This window comes from Pararhizobium sp., assembly GCF_965279435.1.
In the GTDB taxonomy this organism is placed as follows: domain Bacteria; phylum Pseudomonadota; class Alphaproteobacteria; order Rhizobiales; family Rhizobiaceae; genus Pararhizobium.
In genome coordinates, this window is sequence record NZ_CBDIHY010000001.1 from 110015 (window position 1) to 126384 (window position 16370).

14 protein-coding genes are annotated in these 16370 nt (G+C 57.5%); 12 read left to right on the forward strand and 2 right to left on the reverse strand.

Going from position 1 to position 16370, the window contains the following annotated elements:
* Positions 1–109 precede the first annotated feature (109 nt).
* The 8 genes from ACQY8Q_RS00530 (at position 110) to ACQY8Q_RS00565 (ending at position 8208) form a co-directional block, all read left to right on the forward strand.
* Positions 110–1042, forward strand: a complete 933-nt coding sequence (locus ACQY8Q_RS00530; RefSeq protein WP_428423583.1) for a ring-cleaving dioxygenase — start codon at positions 110–112, stop codon at positions 1040–1042.
* Between the two features lie 96 nt (positions 1043–1138).
* Complete coding sequence (locus tag ACQY8Q_RS00535; RefSeq protein WP_113244414.1) at positions 1139–1831, forward strand: hydrolase; 693 nt, start codon at positions 1139–1141, stop codon at positions 1829–1831.
* A gap of 60 nt (positions 1832–1891) precedes the next feature.
* Positions 1892–2185: a XapX domain-containing protein gene (locus ACQY8Q_RS00540; RefSeq protein WP_428423586.1), complete on the forward strand. Its 294-nt coding sequence runs from the start codon at positions 1892–1894 to the stop codon at positions 2183–2185.
* Positions 2182–4164, forward strand: a complete 1983-nt coding sequence (locus tag ACQY8Q_RS00545) for an amidohydrolase (protein WP_428423588.1) — start codon at positions 2182–2184, stop codon at positions 4162–4164. The genes ACQY8Q_RS00540 and ACQY8Q_RS00545 overlap by 4 nt, the downstream gene beginning before the upstream one ends.
* Before the next feature lie 52 nt (positions 4165–4216).
* Entirely contained in the window at positions 4217–4606 is a 390-nt protein-coding gene (locus ACQY8Q_RS00550) for a DoxX family protein (protein ID WP_428423971.1), read from the forward strand.
* Entirely contained in the window at positions 4603–6204 is a 1602-nt protein-coding gene (locus ACQY8Q_RS00555) for an MFS transporter (protein ID WP_428423590.1), read from the forward strand. Before ACQY8Q_RS00550 ends, ACQY8Q_RS00555 begins: the two co-directional genes overlap by 4 nt.
* A 292-nt stretch (positions 6205–6496) precedes the next feature.
* Positions 6497–7333 carry an alpha/beta fold hydrolase gene (locus ACQY8Q_RS00560; protein ID WP_428423973.1) on the forward strand — a complete coding sequence of 279 codons (837 nt, stop codon included), beginning with the start codon at positions 6497–6499 and terminating at the stop codon, positions 7331–7333.
* Positions 7334–7434: 101 nt separating this feature from the next.
* Positions 7435–8208, forward strand: coding sequence for an alpha/beta fold hydrolase (locus ACQY8Q_RS00565; protein ID WP_428423592.1), 774 nt, complete (start codon positions 7435–7437; stop codon positions 8206–8208).
* 67 nt (positions 8209–8275) lie between these two features.
* Here the strand turns inward: ACQY8Q_RS00565 and ACQY8Q_RS00570 are convergent, their stop codons facing one another.
* Positions 8276–9196 (reverse strand): helix-turn-helix domain-containing protein, encoded by a 921-nt coding sequence (locus tag ACQY8Q_RS00570; RefSeq protein ID WP_428423594.1) that lies wholly within the window; start codon positions 9194–9196, stop codon positions 8276–8278.
* Positions 9197–9464: 268 nt separating this feature from the next.
* On the opposite strand from ACQY8Q_RS00570, the gene ACQY8Q_RS00575 reads away from it, so the two are divergent.
* From ACQY8Q_RS00575 to ACQY8Q_RS00585, 3 genes are all read left to right on the forward strand, one after another.
* Positions 9465–10298, forward strand: coding sequence for an AraC family transcriptional regulator (locus ACQY8Q_RS00575; RefSeq protein WP_428423975.1), 834 nt, complete (start codon positions 9465–9467; stop codon positions 10296–10298).
* Between the two features lie 778 nt (positions 10299–11076).
* Positions 11077–12024, forward strand: a complete 948-nt coding sequence (locus tag ACQY8Q_RS00580; RefSeq protein ID WP_428423596.1) for an omptin family outer membrane protease — start codon at positions 11077–11079, stop codon at positions 12022–12024.
* A 91-nt stretch (positions 12025–12115) separates the two neighbouring features.
* Complete coding sequence (locus tag ACQY8Q_RS00585; RefSeq protein WP_428423598.1) at positions 12116–12679, forward strand: hypothetical protein; 564 nt, start codon at positions 12116–12118, stop codon at positions 12677–12679.
* A gap of 399 nt (positions 12680–13078) precedes the next feature.
* Here ACQY8Q_RS00585 and ACQY8Q_RS00590 read toward each other — a convergent pair whose 3' ends face one another.
* Positions 13079–14569 carry a PLP-dependent aminotransferase family protein gene (locus tag ACQY8Q_RS00590; protein WP_428423600.1) on the reverse strand — a complete coding sequence of 497 codons (1491 nt, stop codon included), beginning with the start codon at positions 14567–14569 and terminating at the stop codon, positions 13079–13081.
* Between the two features lie 180 nt (positions 14570–14749).
* Between ACQY8Q_RS00590 and ACQY8Q_RS00595 the strand changes: the two genes are divergently transcribed.
* Positions 14750–16333 (forward strand): ABC transporter substrate-binding protein, encoded by a 1584-nt coding sequence (locus ACQY8Q_RS00595; RefSeq protein WP_428423602.1) that lies wholly within the window; start codon positions 14750–14752, stop codon positions 16331–16333.
* The last annotated feature ends 37 nt before the right edge of the window (positions 16334–16370 follow it).

Here is a 16370-nt window from a genome sequence, read left to right on the forward strand (position 1 = left end):
ATCCTGCGCAATTCATTGCTGATTATTATTGCAATTCTGGAAGATGAGCAACTGGCGTAGTGTTCAATCACACCAGACGAACGGCAACAGCCAGCGAAAGGAAAATATCATGATCAAGGATATCAAGGGACTGCACCACATCACGTCGATGGCATCCAATGCCCGTCAGAACAATACATTCTTCACCAATACCCTTGGTTTGCGCCGTGTGAAGAAGACCGTGAACTTCGACGATCCGAACGTCTATCACCTCTATTATGGTGATGAAGCCGGCACTCCCGGCACGGTCATGACCTACTTCCCGTTCGCCGATGTCATGCGCGGCAGGCCAGGCATTGGAGAAGTGAGCGAGACGCAGTTTGCTATTCCGAAAGGCTCGCTTTCCTTCTGGCACGAACGCCTGACTGCACAGGGTGTCAGCAACCTGCAAACCGGCACTGCCTTTGGTACAGATCGCCTGCAGTTCAGCGGGCCGGACGGTGAAGGGTTTGCCTTGATCGAAGCAGATGGCGATGCCCGTAAGGCGTGGACCGGTGCGGGCATCGCCGACAGCGCCGCTATCCAGGGCTTTTCCGGCGCAAAGTTTCGACTGCAAGACACCGCAGCCACGGCCGAATTGCTGGGGTTCATGGGTTACCAGCGGGCCGAGACCGAAGGGGATGTGACACGCTTTGTCATTCCCGGCGGCAATGGCGCCGATGTGATCGACCTTGAAGCGCTTCCCAAGACACCCTTTGCACGACAGGGCGCCGGTTCTGTGCACCACATCGCCTTTGCAGTCGAGAACCGCGCAAAACAGCTCGAAGTCCGCAAGGCACTGATGGATACCGGTTACCAGGTTACTCCCGTCATCGACCGCGACTATTTCTGGGCGATATACTTCCGCACACCCGGCGGCGTATTGTTCGAAATCGCCACCAATGAACCCGGTTTCGACCGCGACGAAGATACTGCACATCTCGGCGAGATCTTGAAGCTGCCAGCGCGGTACGAGCCATATCGTGCTCAGATCGAGGCCGAACTGGCTCCGCTCGCCGCCTGAAGTCGCTTTCCAACAATACGGGGGCATAACGTTCAAGACGTGCCGCCCTCCCTGCTTCATTCCCTCACTCAATCCAGCAAAAAAGGAACACACGCGATGTCTAATAAGCTTCAGGTCCTGACCCCACAGAACAGCCAGATCATCTTCATCGATCAGCAGCCGCAGATGGCCTTCGGCGTCCAGTCGATCGACCGCCAGGTCTTGAAGAACAATGTTGTCGGCCTTGCCAAGGCGGCAAAGATCTTCAACATCCCGACAACGATCACCACCGTCGAGACCGACAGCTTCTCGGGCAACACCTTTCCCGAACTGCTTGCCGTCGTTCCTGAAAATGACATCCTCGAGCGAACCTCGATGAATTCCTGGGACGACCAGAACGTCCGCGATGCGCTTGCCAAGCATGCCGCTGACGGCCGCAAGAAGATTGTCGTGGCGGGGCTCTGGACCGAAGTGTGCAACACCACCTTCGCACTCTCCTGCATGCACGACACCGACTATGAAATTTACATGGTCGCGGACGCGTCCGGCGGCACGTCGGTTGATGCACACAAATATGCAATGGACCGTATGGTGCAGGCAGGCGTCGTACCGGTCACCTGGCAGCAGGTTCTGCTCGAGTGGCAGCGCGACTGGGCACGCAAGGAAACCTACGACGCGGTTACCTCCTTGGTGAAAGAGCATTCCGGCGCCTACGGCATGGGCATCGACTATGCGGTCACACACGTTCATGGCGGCTCGGAACGCGTGAGCCATGGCAAGCGGATCGGCCCGAACCCGGCAGCCATTTGATCTGAAAAGTCCCGCCTGGATGAACCGGGCGGGGCGCTTTTTTGGACAAGGAACACTCAGATGAAAATCTATCTCCTGTCGCTTGGCGCTGGCCTGCTGGTGGGCGTGGTCTACAGCCTGCTGAATGTCCGTTCGCCTGCCCCACCTGTCGTCGCACTCATCGGTTTGCTGGGTATCCTCGTCGGCGAGCAACTCGTGCCGCTGGCAAAAAGCATTTGGGCCCGCGAGCCTGCCGCCATTTCTTGGCTTCACCAAGTCAAGCCGCATATGTTCGGTCACTTGCCGAAGGGCGGATCGAACGTGGTGGAGGTGATTCCTGCCGGCGACGATCCGGCATCGGGGAAAAGCTCATGACGACGCGCCGCACGTTCCTGAGCGCGGCATCGAGCCTTGCCTTTTCAAACCTATTCTCACCGGCCAATGCCGCCGATCCCATCAAGACCGGAGCCGCTTCCATGCACGCAGACATCGTTTTTCACAACGGATTGATCACGACACTTGATCGCGCAAATCCGAACGCCACCGCAATCGCCGTCAAGGATGGCCTGTTCCTGCACGTGGGAACCGACGGCGACGTCATGGCGCTTGCCGGGCCGGACACAAAAACCGTTGACCTCAAGGGCAAGCGGGTACTGCCCGGCCTGATCGATAACCACACCCACGTCGTGCGCGGCGGTCTCAACTTCAACATGGAACTCCGCTGGGACGGCGTGCGCTCACTTGCCGATGCGATGGACATGCTGAAGCGGCAAGTGGCGATCACGCCCGCCCCGCAATGGGTGCGTGTTGTCGGCGGTTTTACCGAACATCAGTTTACCGAAAAACGCCTGCCAACGATCGACGAGATCAATGCCGTCGCACCCGATACACCCGTTTTCCTGCTGCACCTGTATGACCGCGCGTTGCTGAATGGCGCTGCTCTACGCGCCGTGGGCTACACCAGGGACACCCCGAACCCGCCGGGTGGCGAGATCACCCGCGACGCTAACGGCAATCCAACTGGTCTTTTGCTCGCCAAGCCGAATGCGGGCATCCTTTATTCCACGCTTTCCAAGGGCCCAAAACTTCCCTTCGAGTACCAGGTCAATTCGACGCGGCATTTCATGCGGGAATTGAACCGTCTCGGCATCACCGGCGTGATCGACGCCGGCGGTGGCTTCCAGAACTACCCCGACGACTACGCGGTCATCCAGAAATTGTCCGACGAAGACCAACTCACGGTGCGCCTCGCCTACAATTTGTTCACACAGAAGCCGAAGGAAGAAAAGCAGGATTTTCTCAACTGGACCCAGTCGGTCAAATACAAGCAGGGCAACGATTACTTCCGCCACAACGGTGCTGGTGAAATGCTCGTCTTCTCCGCCGCCGACTTTGAAGATTTCCGTCAACCAAGACCCGAAATGGCTCCGGAGATGGAAGGCGAACTTGAGGAAGTGGTGCGCGTTCTCGCCGAAAACCGCTGGCCATGGCGCATGCACGCCACCTACGATGAAACCATCAGCCGATCCCTCGACGTGTTCGAGAAGGTCAACAAGGACATTGCACTTGAGGGCCTGAACTGGTTCTTTGACCACGCCGAAACGATTTCGGATCGCTCCATCGATCGGATTGCAGCACTTGGCGGCGGTATCGCCACCCAGCACCGCATGGCCTATCAGGGCGAATATTTTGTCGAGCGTTACGGCCACGGTGTTGCAGAAGCGACACCGCCTATCAAGCGTATGCTTGAGAAGGGCGTCAACGTTTCGGCCGGCACGGATGCGACCCGTGTTGCCTCCTACAATCCCTGGGTCTCGCTCTCCTGGATGGTCACGGGCAAGACGGTTGGTGGCATGCAGCTCTATCCCCGCGCCAACTGCCTCGACCGCGAGACCGCGCTGCGGATGTGGACGGAAAAGGTCACCTGGTTCTCCAATGAGGAAGGCAAGAAGGGCCGGATCGAAAAGGGCCAGTTCGCCGATCTGATCATTCCGGACAAGGACTTTTTCACCTGCTCCGAGGATGAGATTTCGTTTCTCACGTCGGACCTCACCATGGTTGGTGGAAAGGTCGTCTATGGTGCGGGCGATTTCCGTGCGCTGAATGAGAACGACGTGCCGCCTGCCATGCCGGACTGGTCCCCAGTTCGATCCTTTGGCGGCTACGCGGCATGGGGCGAGCCGCAAGGTGCTGGCATGAACTCGTTGCGCCGAACCGCGATCTCGACCTGCGGCTGCGCCAGTTCTTGTAACGTCCATGGTCACGATCACGCCGGAGCCTGGACGTCGAAGCTGCCGATCGCCGACATCAAGGGTTTTTTCGGTGCGCTTGGCTGCGCCTGCTGGGCGGTATGAGGAAAAGAACGTGATATCTCCTAGCAAACCCCATGGTGGCCTTGCGTCGCTCATCGCTTCCCCGGCGCTCTGGTTCACGGCACTCCTCGGCCTATGTGCGGCCTATATCCAGGGGCCGCTCACCAAGCTCTCTGATTTCCAGGGCGCGATCGCCGAAATGGAGCACTTCGGTCTTCACCCGGCAGCGTTTTTCGCGGTCGCCGTCATCGCGTTCGAACTGACGGCTTCGGCAATGATCCTGTCGGGCTTCCTGCGCTGGCTGGGAGCGCTCGCGCTTGCCGTCTTCACGCTTCTTGCAACCTTCATCGCCCTCCGGTTCTGGGAGATGCCCTCCGGCATGGAGCGGATGATGGCGGCCAACGCCTTCTTCGAGCATCTTGGGCTTACGGGTGCGTTCGTGATCGTCGCCATCATTGATTTTACCAAAGGAGCACGCCAATGAGTGCCACGAAGTCTTCAGGCGGCAGTTTCGCACCACTCCGTCAGCCCGTCTTCGCCGTCCTCTGGGCTGCAACTGTCTTGGGCAACACCGGCAGCTTCATGCGCGATGTGGCCAGTTCCTGGCTGATGACCGATTTGTCGGCAGCACCTGCAGCTGTTGCTTTGGTCCAGGCTGCCGGCACCCTGCCGATATTCCTTCTGGCAATTCCTGCCGGTGTGCTTTCGGACATTCTCGATCGACGAAAGTTCCTGATCGCCATCCAGCTTTTATTGGCAAGCGTCAGTATATCGCTGATGACCCTGTCCTACATGGGCATGCTGTCGGTCAGCGCGCTGATCGGGCTGACGTTTCTAGGCGGCATCGGCGCGGCCTTGATGGGGCCGACATGGCAGGCGATTGTGCCTGAATTGGTGCCGCGCGACGACGTGAAGGGGGCGGTTGCCCTGAACTCGCTTGGCATCAATATCGCACGATCGATCGGCCCGGCGGCGGGCGGCCTGCTGCTTGCCGCCTTTGGAGCAGCCGTTACCTATGGCGCAGATGTTGCCAGTTACATTCTGGTCATCGCGGCACTGCTTTGGTGGCCGCGCGCCAAAAATGCGGATGACGCCTTGTCGGAGAATTTCTTCGGAGCTTTCCGCGCGGGACTGCGATACACCCGCGCCAGCAAGCCACTGCACGTCGTACTTCTGCGTGCTGCGATCTTTTTCGCCTTTGCCAGCGCGGTCTGGGCGCTTCTGCCGCTCGTTGCCCGCCAGCTTCTCGGCGGCGATGCAGGTTTCTACGGGCTACTGCTTGGATCGGTCGGAGCCGGTGCCATCGGCGGCGCTCTGATCATGCCAAAACTCAGGCAGCGCTTCGATGCCGATGGGCTGCTTCTGGGCTCGGCCATCGTCACGGCCGTTGTCATGGGGGCGCTCTCGTTTGCACCGCCGCAATGGCTGGCTGTTGTCATCCTTCTTTTCCTGGGTGCTGCATGGATCACTGCGCTCACCACCCTTAACGGTGCAGCACAGGCCGTTCTGCCGAACTGGGTGCGAGGCCGTGGCCTTGCCGTCTATCTGACCGTCTTCAACGGCGCGATGACGGCTGGCAGCCTTGGATGGGGTGCCGTTGCGGAAGCGGCCGGCGTACCCGGCACGTTGCTGATCGGAGCCGCGGGATTGCTCGTCGCCGGTTTCATCATGCACCGTATTAAGCTACCGTCAGGCGAGGCGGACCTAGTGTCATCCAACCATTGGCCGGAGCCTCTCGTCGCAGAGCCCGTTGCAAACGACCGCGGCCCCGTGCTCATTCTGATCGACTACCACGTCGAGAAACACAACCGCACCAAGTTCCTGCATGCTCTCAACGACATGTCGTCGGAACGCCGTCGGGACGGAGCCTATGGCTGGGGCGTCACAGAAGATTCTGCCAATCCTGATAAGATCACCGAGTGGTTCATGGTCGAATCCTGGGCGGAACACATGAGACAGCACAAACGGGTATCCAACGCCGACGCAGACCTGCAGAGCAAAGTCCTCACATTCCACAGCGGCCCTGAAAAACCCGTCGTTCGGCATCTGCTCGCAATCAACAAGCCTGGCAGAGCGACCTGATCAAAAGGTCATCCTTGCACGCTAGAATAATTGCATAAATCACAACAGAATAGACAGTTTTATTGCAATTGTTGACGGAGTATTTGTGGCCGAAGATGCCTCCAACAACACCGCAACGCCATAACCGCATCAGAGCGCAGGAGCAGACATGGCCGACAGAAATTTCACTCTCAGCAGACGTGATGTCCTTCTTTCCGGCGCTGTTCTTGCCGCTGGCATCGCGCTTCCACTTCGTTCCACCGGCGCAGCATCCGCTGCGGCCACCATCCAGGCAACCACAGGAGAAAATACCATGGGCTTCGTTACCACCACAGACGGCACCGACATCTTCTTCAAGGACTGGGGTCCGAAAGACGCACAGCCGATAGTGTTTCATCACGGCTGGCCGCTTTCATCAGACGACTGGGATGCCCAGATGTTGTTCTTCCTTGCAAAGGGCTACCGCGTCGTTGCCCATGATCGGCGTGGCCACGGCCGCTCGGCACAGGTGTCTGACGGCCATGACATGGATCACTATGCCGCCGACGCATTTGCCGTCGTCGAGGCGCTCGACCTGAAGAATGCCGTTCATATCGGCCATTCGACAGGCGGTGGCGAGGTCGCCCGGTATGTCGCCAAGTTTGGCGAGCCGGCCGGCCGTGTCGCCAAGGCCGTACTCGTTTCTGCCGTACCGCCTTTGATGCTGAAGACCGCCTCCAATCCGGAAGGCCTGCCGATAGAAGTCTTCGACGGTTTCCGTTCGGCACTGGCCGCCAACAGGGCGCAATTTTTCCGCGACGTTCCTTCCGGCCCGTTCTATGGCTTCAACCGCGACGGTGCGACGGCGCATGAAGGCGTGATCCAGAATTGGTGGCGTCAGGGCATGACGGGCAGCGCAAAAGCCCACTACGACGGCATCAAGGCGTTTTCCGAAACCGACCAGACCGAAGACCTCAAGGCAATAAGCGTGCCCACGCTGGTGTTGCATGGTGAAGACGACCAGATCGTTCCGATCGCGGACGCTGCGCATAAGTCCATCAAGCTTTTGAAGGATGGGGCCATAAAGACATATCCCGGCTTCTCACATGGGATGTTGACCGTCAATGCCGAGGTTCTAAATGCAGACCTCCTCGCATTCATCAAGGCTTAAGGCAACAACTGAACGCATTCCACTTTGACATCAAAACCGCCTGTAGCACCTTATGGAGGTCTACAGGCGGCGCTGATCAAATCCAAACAAAGGTGTTTATCATGTTGAAATCGCTACTAGGCCTTGCCGTATTTGCTGCGTCCTTTGCTGCGGGATCGACTTTTGCCGCTGAAGGCCCGAAGCCGACCATTGTCCTTGTTCACGGCGCATTCGCCGACGCCTCAAGCTGGAGCGGCGTCATCGCGAAACTTGAAAAGGATGGGTACCCGGTTGTGGCGGTTGCGAACCCGTTGCGCAGCGTCAAAGGCGACGGCGACTATGTCCGCCGCATCGTTGCCGGGCTGAAAACGTCCGTCGTCCTCGTAGGCCACTCGTATGGCGGCTCGGTCATTTCGGAGGCGGCTTCGAAGGGTGGAAACATCAAGTCACTGGTCTACGTCGCTGCGTTCGCTCCGGATGTGGGTGAATCAGCGCTTGCGCTGACTGGCAAGTTCCCTGGAAGTACCCTGCCACCCACCTTGGCCCAACCCGTCGAACTGGCAGATGGTGTGAAGGACCTCTACATCCAGCAGTCTAAGTTCCATGATCAGTTTGCGGCGGATGTTCCTGCAAAGGATGCAAAGCTCATGGCCGCCACCCAGCGTCCGGTAACAGACTTCGCGCTCGGGCAGGCTAATAGCAATGCGGGCTGGAAGGACATTTCGTCCTGGTTCGTTTACGGTGATGCGGACAAGAACATCCCACCAGAGACCCTGGCCTGGATGGCCAAGCGTGCCAATTCAAAAGAGACGGTTGTCGTCAAAGGCGCGTCTCACGTCGTCATGGTCTCACATCCCGGCACGGTTGCGAAGATCATCGAAGCTGCAGCACAGTAAACGGACGGAGTGGTGCCGAAGGCGCTTTGGCTGCCGGCACCACAGGAGAACCCTCCCCTGAAACCTGTCAGTGCCGGTTGCGCAAGCGCCAGTTAGCCGGGCTAACTCCAACAGAGCTTGTAAAGGCTTCGATGAATGCGCCCTCATTGGGAAAGCCGCATAGTTGCGCCACGCTGGCGATACTCTCACCCGTCTTGCTCAATTGGCTTTGGGCCCTGGTCACCCGATTTGTCGAAAGCCATTCACGCACGGAATGCCCCGTCGTCTTCATAAAGCCGGAAGCCAGATCGCCGGAAGAAAACCCGCTCGCATCGGCAATCTCATCGATGTTTATGTCGCGCGATAAATTTGCCGCCATGTAGTTCTTGATGCGTCTTTCCTGTGTGGGAGAAAGTCGGCCAGAGGTAGCGAGGTACTGGGCCGGCGACCGTCCGTAGCGATGCGCGAGATGGGCGTTGAAGGCCAGTCCGATATGCGGCAGCAGTGTATCCCTTACCTCGTCCGGCATGTCGAACATCGGCATCAGAGCTGCCCCAAGATTGCGGATCACCTGATCGTCAATCCCGCGGCAGGTCACAAGATTATCGACCCGCGGTTCGCCTGCTTCATCCGTAAGCTCTGCAAGATGCGCGCTCGGGATATGAAACGCGAGGGCTTCAAAGTGGCCACGAACTGAAATTGCAGCACCGTCCTTCAGGCTGATTAGGCAGATCGAGCCTTTTGGATACCTCTTCAACGGCGCCGACGGCCGATCAGGCCAAACGTCGCAATGATCGACATCGACGAGATAGAGCATGACCAGAAACGCGTCGTCCGGCGAGAGGATGATCGGATCATCGCCATCGCCGTAGGAGCGCCCAAGATGAACGACGGAAAGCGTCGCGTCGCTAAGCGGCCTGATCAGCAGTGCCTTCGCTTCCGCAACGCCGAAACTCGCCGAAATTCTGTCGCTAGCCGCCAACACTTCACTCACATTCGTCTTCATCATCTGAACAGCGAATTCTAACTCTGTAACCCACGCTCCGCTATTTGGACGTATCTATCCGTCATTCAAGCGGCTATCTTGTAGAAAAGCATCCTCGCCGAGGAAATTCGACCGGTTGTTCGTCACGTAAATCTCTGACAACCAGGATAGCCCTGCTACAGCATCCGATGTTTCGAGAGCGAGGTAATGCGTCTTGGCCCAAGTTCCCACCCATAATATCGGATTTCCCGCTGAACGGGTGACCGATGGGTTCGGTTGTTCCTTGAAACAATTGGCGATCAATCAGTCGCTGACCACTTCTGACGTCGCCATCTTTCGCAAGGCAACGAACGTTATCCAACTCGATCAGGTCATGACATCGGCAAGCGATCGGGGCTTCGTCGTCGGTGTGTCGTCGGTCGCAGGCCATAGGCGCCGCATCTTCCACCAGCATCATGTGACGACCCACGACTTCGCCGAAAACTCGATCTACATCCGCGATCTCTCCGAAGCCTACAAAGCCGATCTGAACACGCCTTTCGATTTTCTTTTGTTCGAGATTTCGCAGGCGTCGCTCATCAAGTATGCCGATGAGGCCGAACTGGCCGGAGTGACCTCGCTTTCAGCTGACACCGCGTCCAAGGACATCGTGCTTGCCAATCTTGCCCGTGCGCTGATCCCGGCACTCGAAAGACCGGAGGAAACAAGCGCGCTGTTTGTCGATCAGATGACAACGGCGATCGGCACCTATCTGGTTCAGCGTTACGGCGGACAAGGAAACTCGCCCCCTGTCCGGATCAGAACCCTCTCGCGGTCGCACGAGGATCTGGCCAAGAGCATTCTTCTTGAAAACCTCGAAGGCGACATTTCGATCTCGCAAGTTGCGGAGGCCTGCAGCCTGTCACGTGGCTATTTCATTCGGGCGTTTCGGGAAACAACCGGGATGACACCGTATCAATGGCTTCTCGGTGAGCGGATAAACCGGGCCCGTGGGCTACTGCGAACGTCCAACTCGCCGCTCGCCGAGGTCGCCATCGCCTGCGGGTTTGCGGATCAAAGCCATTTCACTCGCGTGTTCGCAACTGTCGTCGGCACAACGCCGGGACAATGGCGGCGGAGTTCTTGATCGGCGCTCGGCCCGTATGTGTTGTGGCGCCTCCGCAAGTCCAATTACTCGCGGCAATCAGTTAACGCGCATTTCGACAGCTGTTTGACAGAGCCAATTTGTGGAAAGCTCGGCCGACATCTGAAGCACTCGTTTTCGTCACGGCCCCATTTCAGTATCGATGCATCTCTCACCTTCCCCGCATCGTACAATACCGCAAGTCCTGAAGGGCTAGAACCAAGAAAGCTGAGACGATTGATCAGCCAAGCAGAAGCGCGTAGTTTCGCAGGCACTAATGAACATGTGGACCTTCCAGCTATCGGCCCCGCGCGAACGTAAGGAGGGTATAGCAAGCCGAGCTTTCCTCGCCCTCGCCGGTCGTTTGCCGAACCGACAGCTTCCCATTAAAACATGCTCGGCGTTACTGTGGTTGAAAATCTTCGCAATAGCAAAAGCGCGGCCTTCTCGCGCAAGCCACTCCAATCAAAGCTTCCCATCAGAGCTACTTTTCGACGGTGATCGAGGAAAATCCAGTCATATGCTGTGACGGCGCGACCGATATTGCGCCGTCGGTAAGGACGCCCGTAACGGAGCTCCGAAGCAAAAAATAAAAGCAGAAATGGAGGCAATGGACGCACCATTGCCTCTCGGATGGCATCACAGAAAAATGCGGCCAATCTCATCGTAGTGCAAATCTGCAACACACCTTCTCAATTTTAAGTTTAGGGATATCCCGCCATTGCAGGAGACCTCCAATAGAGCAAGAAACGAGCCCAGTTCTTGTTGGGGATTCATGCATATGACGCTTCAGATACTTCGGTGCATGCTGATGGTCTTGATACTTGGAGCGTCGGCTGCGCGCGCAGATAATCTGTTAGCGAGCACCCCCGACGGCTTCTGGCTGTCTGGCGGCGTTGGTCTCATGAACATCGAAGCACATGAATATGTCTACCTGGGCAACAACAAAGCGAGCCAGCTTGACTGGGACACCGACGGTGTCGTTCTCTACACGGCCTCGGCAGGGGCCGACCTCGGCGCAGACTGGCACGTCAAGGGCAGACTGGATCTTGGTTTTGGCGGCGATGGCCACATGGTCGATTATGACTGGGTGCCAGGCTTCGCCGTCAATCAGAGCAAAGACGGCTGGAGCGACCGCTCCGTTCATCCCGATACGCACCTGGACTACTATGTCAGCGGTGCGCTTGAAGTCGGCCGGAACATTTTCACTGATGAGAGCAGCAATGTCAGTCTCGGCGGCGGCTTCAAATACACCGAGGTTCGCTGGCAGGCCTTTGGTGGTTCGTACATCTACAGCGATGGCGGCGTGCGCAACGACATTGGCGAATTGCCTAACGGCCTCAAAGGCATTTCCTACAAACAGAAGATTCCGACGATCTTTCTCGGATTCGACGGTTCGACGAACTTCGATCGCCTGACCTTGTCCGGCGGGGTCAAAGGCGGCATGACCCTGGGCATCGACGATCAGGACGACCATTGGCTTACCGAGACGCGTGTGTTCGGCGGTATGAATGCCGCGCCTGTCCTGATGCTCAATGCAGCAATTGACTACCAACTTACTGACACGGCGTCGATCTATCTCGCTAGCAATCTTGAGACTGTTTTCCGCAAGAGAGGCGATATGAATTCTATCGATACAGCGACCGGAAAGGCGACCCTCTACAGAAACGCCGCCGGTGCGTCGTTCAAGACGATATCGCTCCAGATGGGTCTTCGCGCCAGGTTCTGATCTCAACCGTAAGCCATGCTAGCGGTGAAGTCAGCGCAGATTGCGACGTTGGCCTTCAATAACAATTATCCAGCCTCTTGAGGAGCATTCCGTGAGCGAAGCCTTCGGTTTCATGTTCGCCTTTTACGGCCTACTGCTAGGTCTGGCCGTCGCAGAAGTCGCGTCTGGCTTTTCGCGCGCTTATGACGAACGCAAAACGCGCAGGTTGGGCTTCGTCGCTCCATTGTTCGGCACACTCCTTCTCGTTGATCTCATCACGTTTTGGATGAACGCATGGGCTTATCGCGAGCTGGCTGAGATCAGCTATCTGGCCGCTTTCGCCGTGGCACTTGTCGCGTTGCTCTACTATTTCGCCGCCACCCAGGTCTTTCCGAAGGCCACTGAGACGGACACGCTCGACGATCATATCATGGGGCATCGGCGAGAGGTGGCCTTCTGCGTGCTGGCCAGCAATCTGCTGACTCAGATTCCGCCGGCGACCTCCGCTTTCACCACGCCGTGGCCCCTATCCGACATCACGCTTTGGGCTGGCCTGAATTTGACCTATTACAGCCTACTGTGCACCGCCGCGCTTGCGAAAAGCAAAAAGACCGTCGGAATTGCCCTAGTGGGTGCCATCTTGCTGATCACTAGCGCGACGGCAATCTTTGCATAAATCGACCGTTTGCTCCCGTCGATGATGTTCTGGAAAAGCTTCGCACGAGCCGAGAAACCTGGAGACACGACGGGTAAGCGACACGGTTGCGGCGACGGTGATGAGGGGCTCCAGAGGATAAACACACCTGTAATCGGCTAGCGCAGTGCTGAGTGTTGATTTTCGTACGAACTGGACCCGTTTTTCCATTTCGCCGTGATTCAACCAGAGCGACAAAAGTTGTCTCGTAGACAATCAATTATATTGGATACGGAAAAATGGGGCATGTACTGATGAAACCCAACACCCTTTGCCCTCGAAGCCGAACACATGTAACCAAGTCAGCGCAGAAATGCATCCCACCCACAGGTCCCCTCGCTGCTCAATCACTGCATCTGGTGGATCGAGTTTAACAATGTATCAGCCAGTGGGAGATGACCGATGGTCAATACAGCCTCTCAGCAATTTAGTTCCCAGCTCGATCTCCTCCTCGTTTGATGCAGCAAAACCGATGAGGAGTGCCTTTCGTGGCGATGTTCTGTTGGAATAGTAGTAGGACAGCTGCTCGACGCCAAGATTATGCTCCCGGCATCGGATCAGGACTGAATCTTCGTCGATTGACTGATCCCTATAGTAGCAAAGGATGTAAAATCCAGACGCGAACTCAGGTGGCTCGAAGACATCCGCGAAATCGGAACGAATGATTTGCAGCAGCCGGTTTTGGCGTTTTGCGTAGATCCGGCGCATGCGATGAAGGTGACGGCTGTAGTGGCCGTCCTCGATGAGGCGTGCAACGATTTGCTCGGTAAACTGTGGTAATGCCCGATAGCGGACCTGGATCAACCGGCGGCATTTCTCGGCAAGCGCTCTCGGCATGATCATGTAGCCGACGCGCAAAGATTGCAGCAAGGACATGCTGAACGCCCCGACATAGATGACCTGGCCGGCCTGGTCCAGAGCCTTGAGGGGTGGAATGGGACCACCTTGATAACGGAACTCGCTGCCCAGATCATCCTCGACGATCAAAGTGCCGCAATCGGCAGCCCAATGCAGCATTTCCAGCTTTCGTTTCATCGGCATGGCGATCGTCATCGGTTGCTGCTTGGCGGCCGTGACAAAGGCCAGCTTGACGTCGCGCCGATCAATCATGTGCGGATTGGGTCCGGAAGCATCGACATGCATCGGCAACACTTCGCAGCCATAGGACTGGAAGATCGACCGGATCGCCGCCATTCCCGGCTCTTCAAAGGCGATCGTATCTCCCGGATCGAGGAGCAGTTCTGCCAGGAGATTAACAGCGTGATGTGCACCGAGCGTGGTCACCACCTCCTCGGGATCGCATCTAATGCCGCGGCTGATGGCTATATGCTGGGCAATCTGCTGTTCGAGCAGGGAGGGCGTGAGGATCTCGCGATAATTGACGATGCGAAAATCACACTCGGTAAACACCTCTTTCGTCAGCTGTGACCATATCTGCACCGGGAACAACCGGTGATCGGGCGTGGCCATGTGCAGATATTGAGATCCATCGTTGAGGGTAAGCGAACTGCGCCATGACAGGGCCTTTGCGCGCCGCGAAATCAATCCATCAAATTGGCGCGAAGCTGGCTCGCGCTGCAGGGCAATATTGGAGGCGCTGGGGGTGCGCCTTGGGACGGTTTCGACATAGGTTCCGCTGCCACGCGCGGAATTCAGGTATCCTTCCGCGATCAGCTGATCGAGCGCCGTCACGACGGTGAACCGGGAAATCCCCAGGCTTTCCGATAACACCCGGGATGACGGGATGCGCGTCCCGCCCGGAATGGCCCCGGACAGAATCATCTGCCGCAACCCGTCATAAAGTTGCAGGTAGAGCGGCAGCGCACTCTTTGCATCGAGTATCAGCCCGTCCAAACTGGACCCGTCGATCACGCGCGCGATAAGTCATCTCCATCGGGTGTTTCACGGCCATGACAAGTGGACTGGTCATATTTCCGTTTTCTGGATATGTATCCAGCATTCTTTCCGGGCAATATCCACATACGATTTTCAAAAGGGCATCGCTGAACGGGCCGTGACCCGGCAGATTTTGTCCGTAACGGGGGACTATCGATGGATGAATTGACCTACCTTTCAAACCTCGTTGCAAAAAGCCGGCTGTCGCGCCGTGATTTTCTCGGGCGCAGTGCTGCTCTGGGTGCGAGTGTTGCGATGGCCGGGTCCCTCTTGTCCACGGCTGTGCGCGCCGAAGGGCCCGTGCGTGGAGGCACGTTCAAGGTCGGCATGCAGGGCGGCGCATCGACCGATAGCCTCGATCCGGGTCTGGCCACCAACCAGGTCTCCGCGATGGTCAATCATCTCTGGGGCGAAACGCTTGTCTGGCTGGCGCCGGACGGTTCGCCCATTCCAGTGCTTGCGGAAGAATGGGTTGCCGCGCCCGACGCCAAGACATGGACCTTCAAAATTCGCAAGGGCGTGCAGTTCCACGATGGCAGGACATTGACCCCGCAAGACGTCGCCGCGACGATCGAACGGCATACGGATGCAAAGTCGAAATCCGGCGCGCTCGGCATCCTCGAGGACATCGACACCGTCAATGTGGACGGCGATACGGTTGTCTTTACGCTCAAGGAAAGCAATGCCGACATGCCGTTCCTGATGACCGATTATCATCTGGTCATTCAGCCAAATGGCGGAGCCGGCGCACCGGAAGCCGCGATTGGCACAGGGCCCTACAAGCTTGCCAGCAGCGAAGCCGGGGTGCGCTATAACGCGACCCGTTTCGAAAATTACTGGGAAACCGGCAAGGTCGGCTTTGCAGAACAGGTGGAAATCGTCGTTATCAACGACGCTACTGCACGGATCGCGGCCCTTCAGAGCGGCCAGGTCCACATGATCAACCGCATCGAGCCAAAGACCGTCCCCCTGCTCAAGAACATGCGCAAGGTCACCATCAAGAACGTTGCAGGCCGCGGCTTCTATCCCTTCAACATGTTCTGCGACACCGCCCCTTTCGACAACAAGGATCTGCGTCTCGCCCTGAAATTCGCGATGGATCGCGAAACGATGCTCAAGCGCATTCTCTTCGGCTATGGTTCGATCGGCAACGATACGCCGATAAACAAGGCCTATCCGCTTTTCGAAGACATCGAACAGCGCAACTTCGACCCCGACAAGGCCGCCTTCCACTTCAAGAAATCCGGCCACAAAGGCAGCATCCTGCTGCGCACGTCCGAGGTTGCCTTCCCCGGCGCTGTGGATGCAGCCGTCCTCTACCAGGAAAGCGCCAAGAAAGGCGGCATCGACATTGAGGTCAAACGCGAGCCGGGTGACGGATATTGGTCGAACGTATGGAATACCCAGCCCTTTGCGACCTCCTATTGGGGCGGGCGGCCGACGCAGGATCAGATGTACTCGACAGGCTACCTCTCGACAGCCGACTGGAACGATACCCGTTTCAAGAATGTGAGCTTCGACAAGATGTTGATCACAGCGCGCGGAGAACTGGACGAGACCAAGCGGCGGGGGATGTACCAGGACATGGCAGTCATGATGCGGGACGAAGGTGGATTGATCGTGCCGATGTTTAACGACTTCATCGACGGGGTCAGCGAAAACGTCGCGGGCTGGGTGGACAATCCGGCCGGGGAACTGATGAATGGAGACGCGCCGCTGCGCTGTTGGCTCAACGCCTGAAACATCGTCAGCAACACCACCCGCCGCGCCGCCTTTG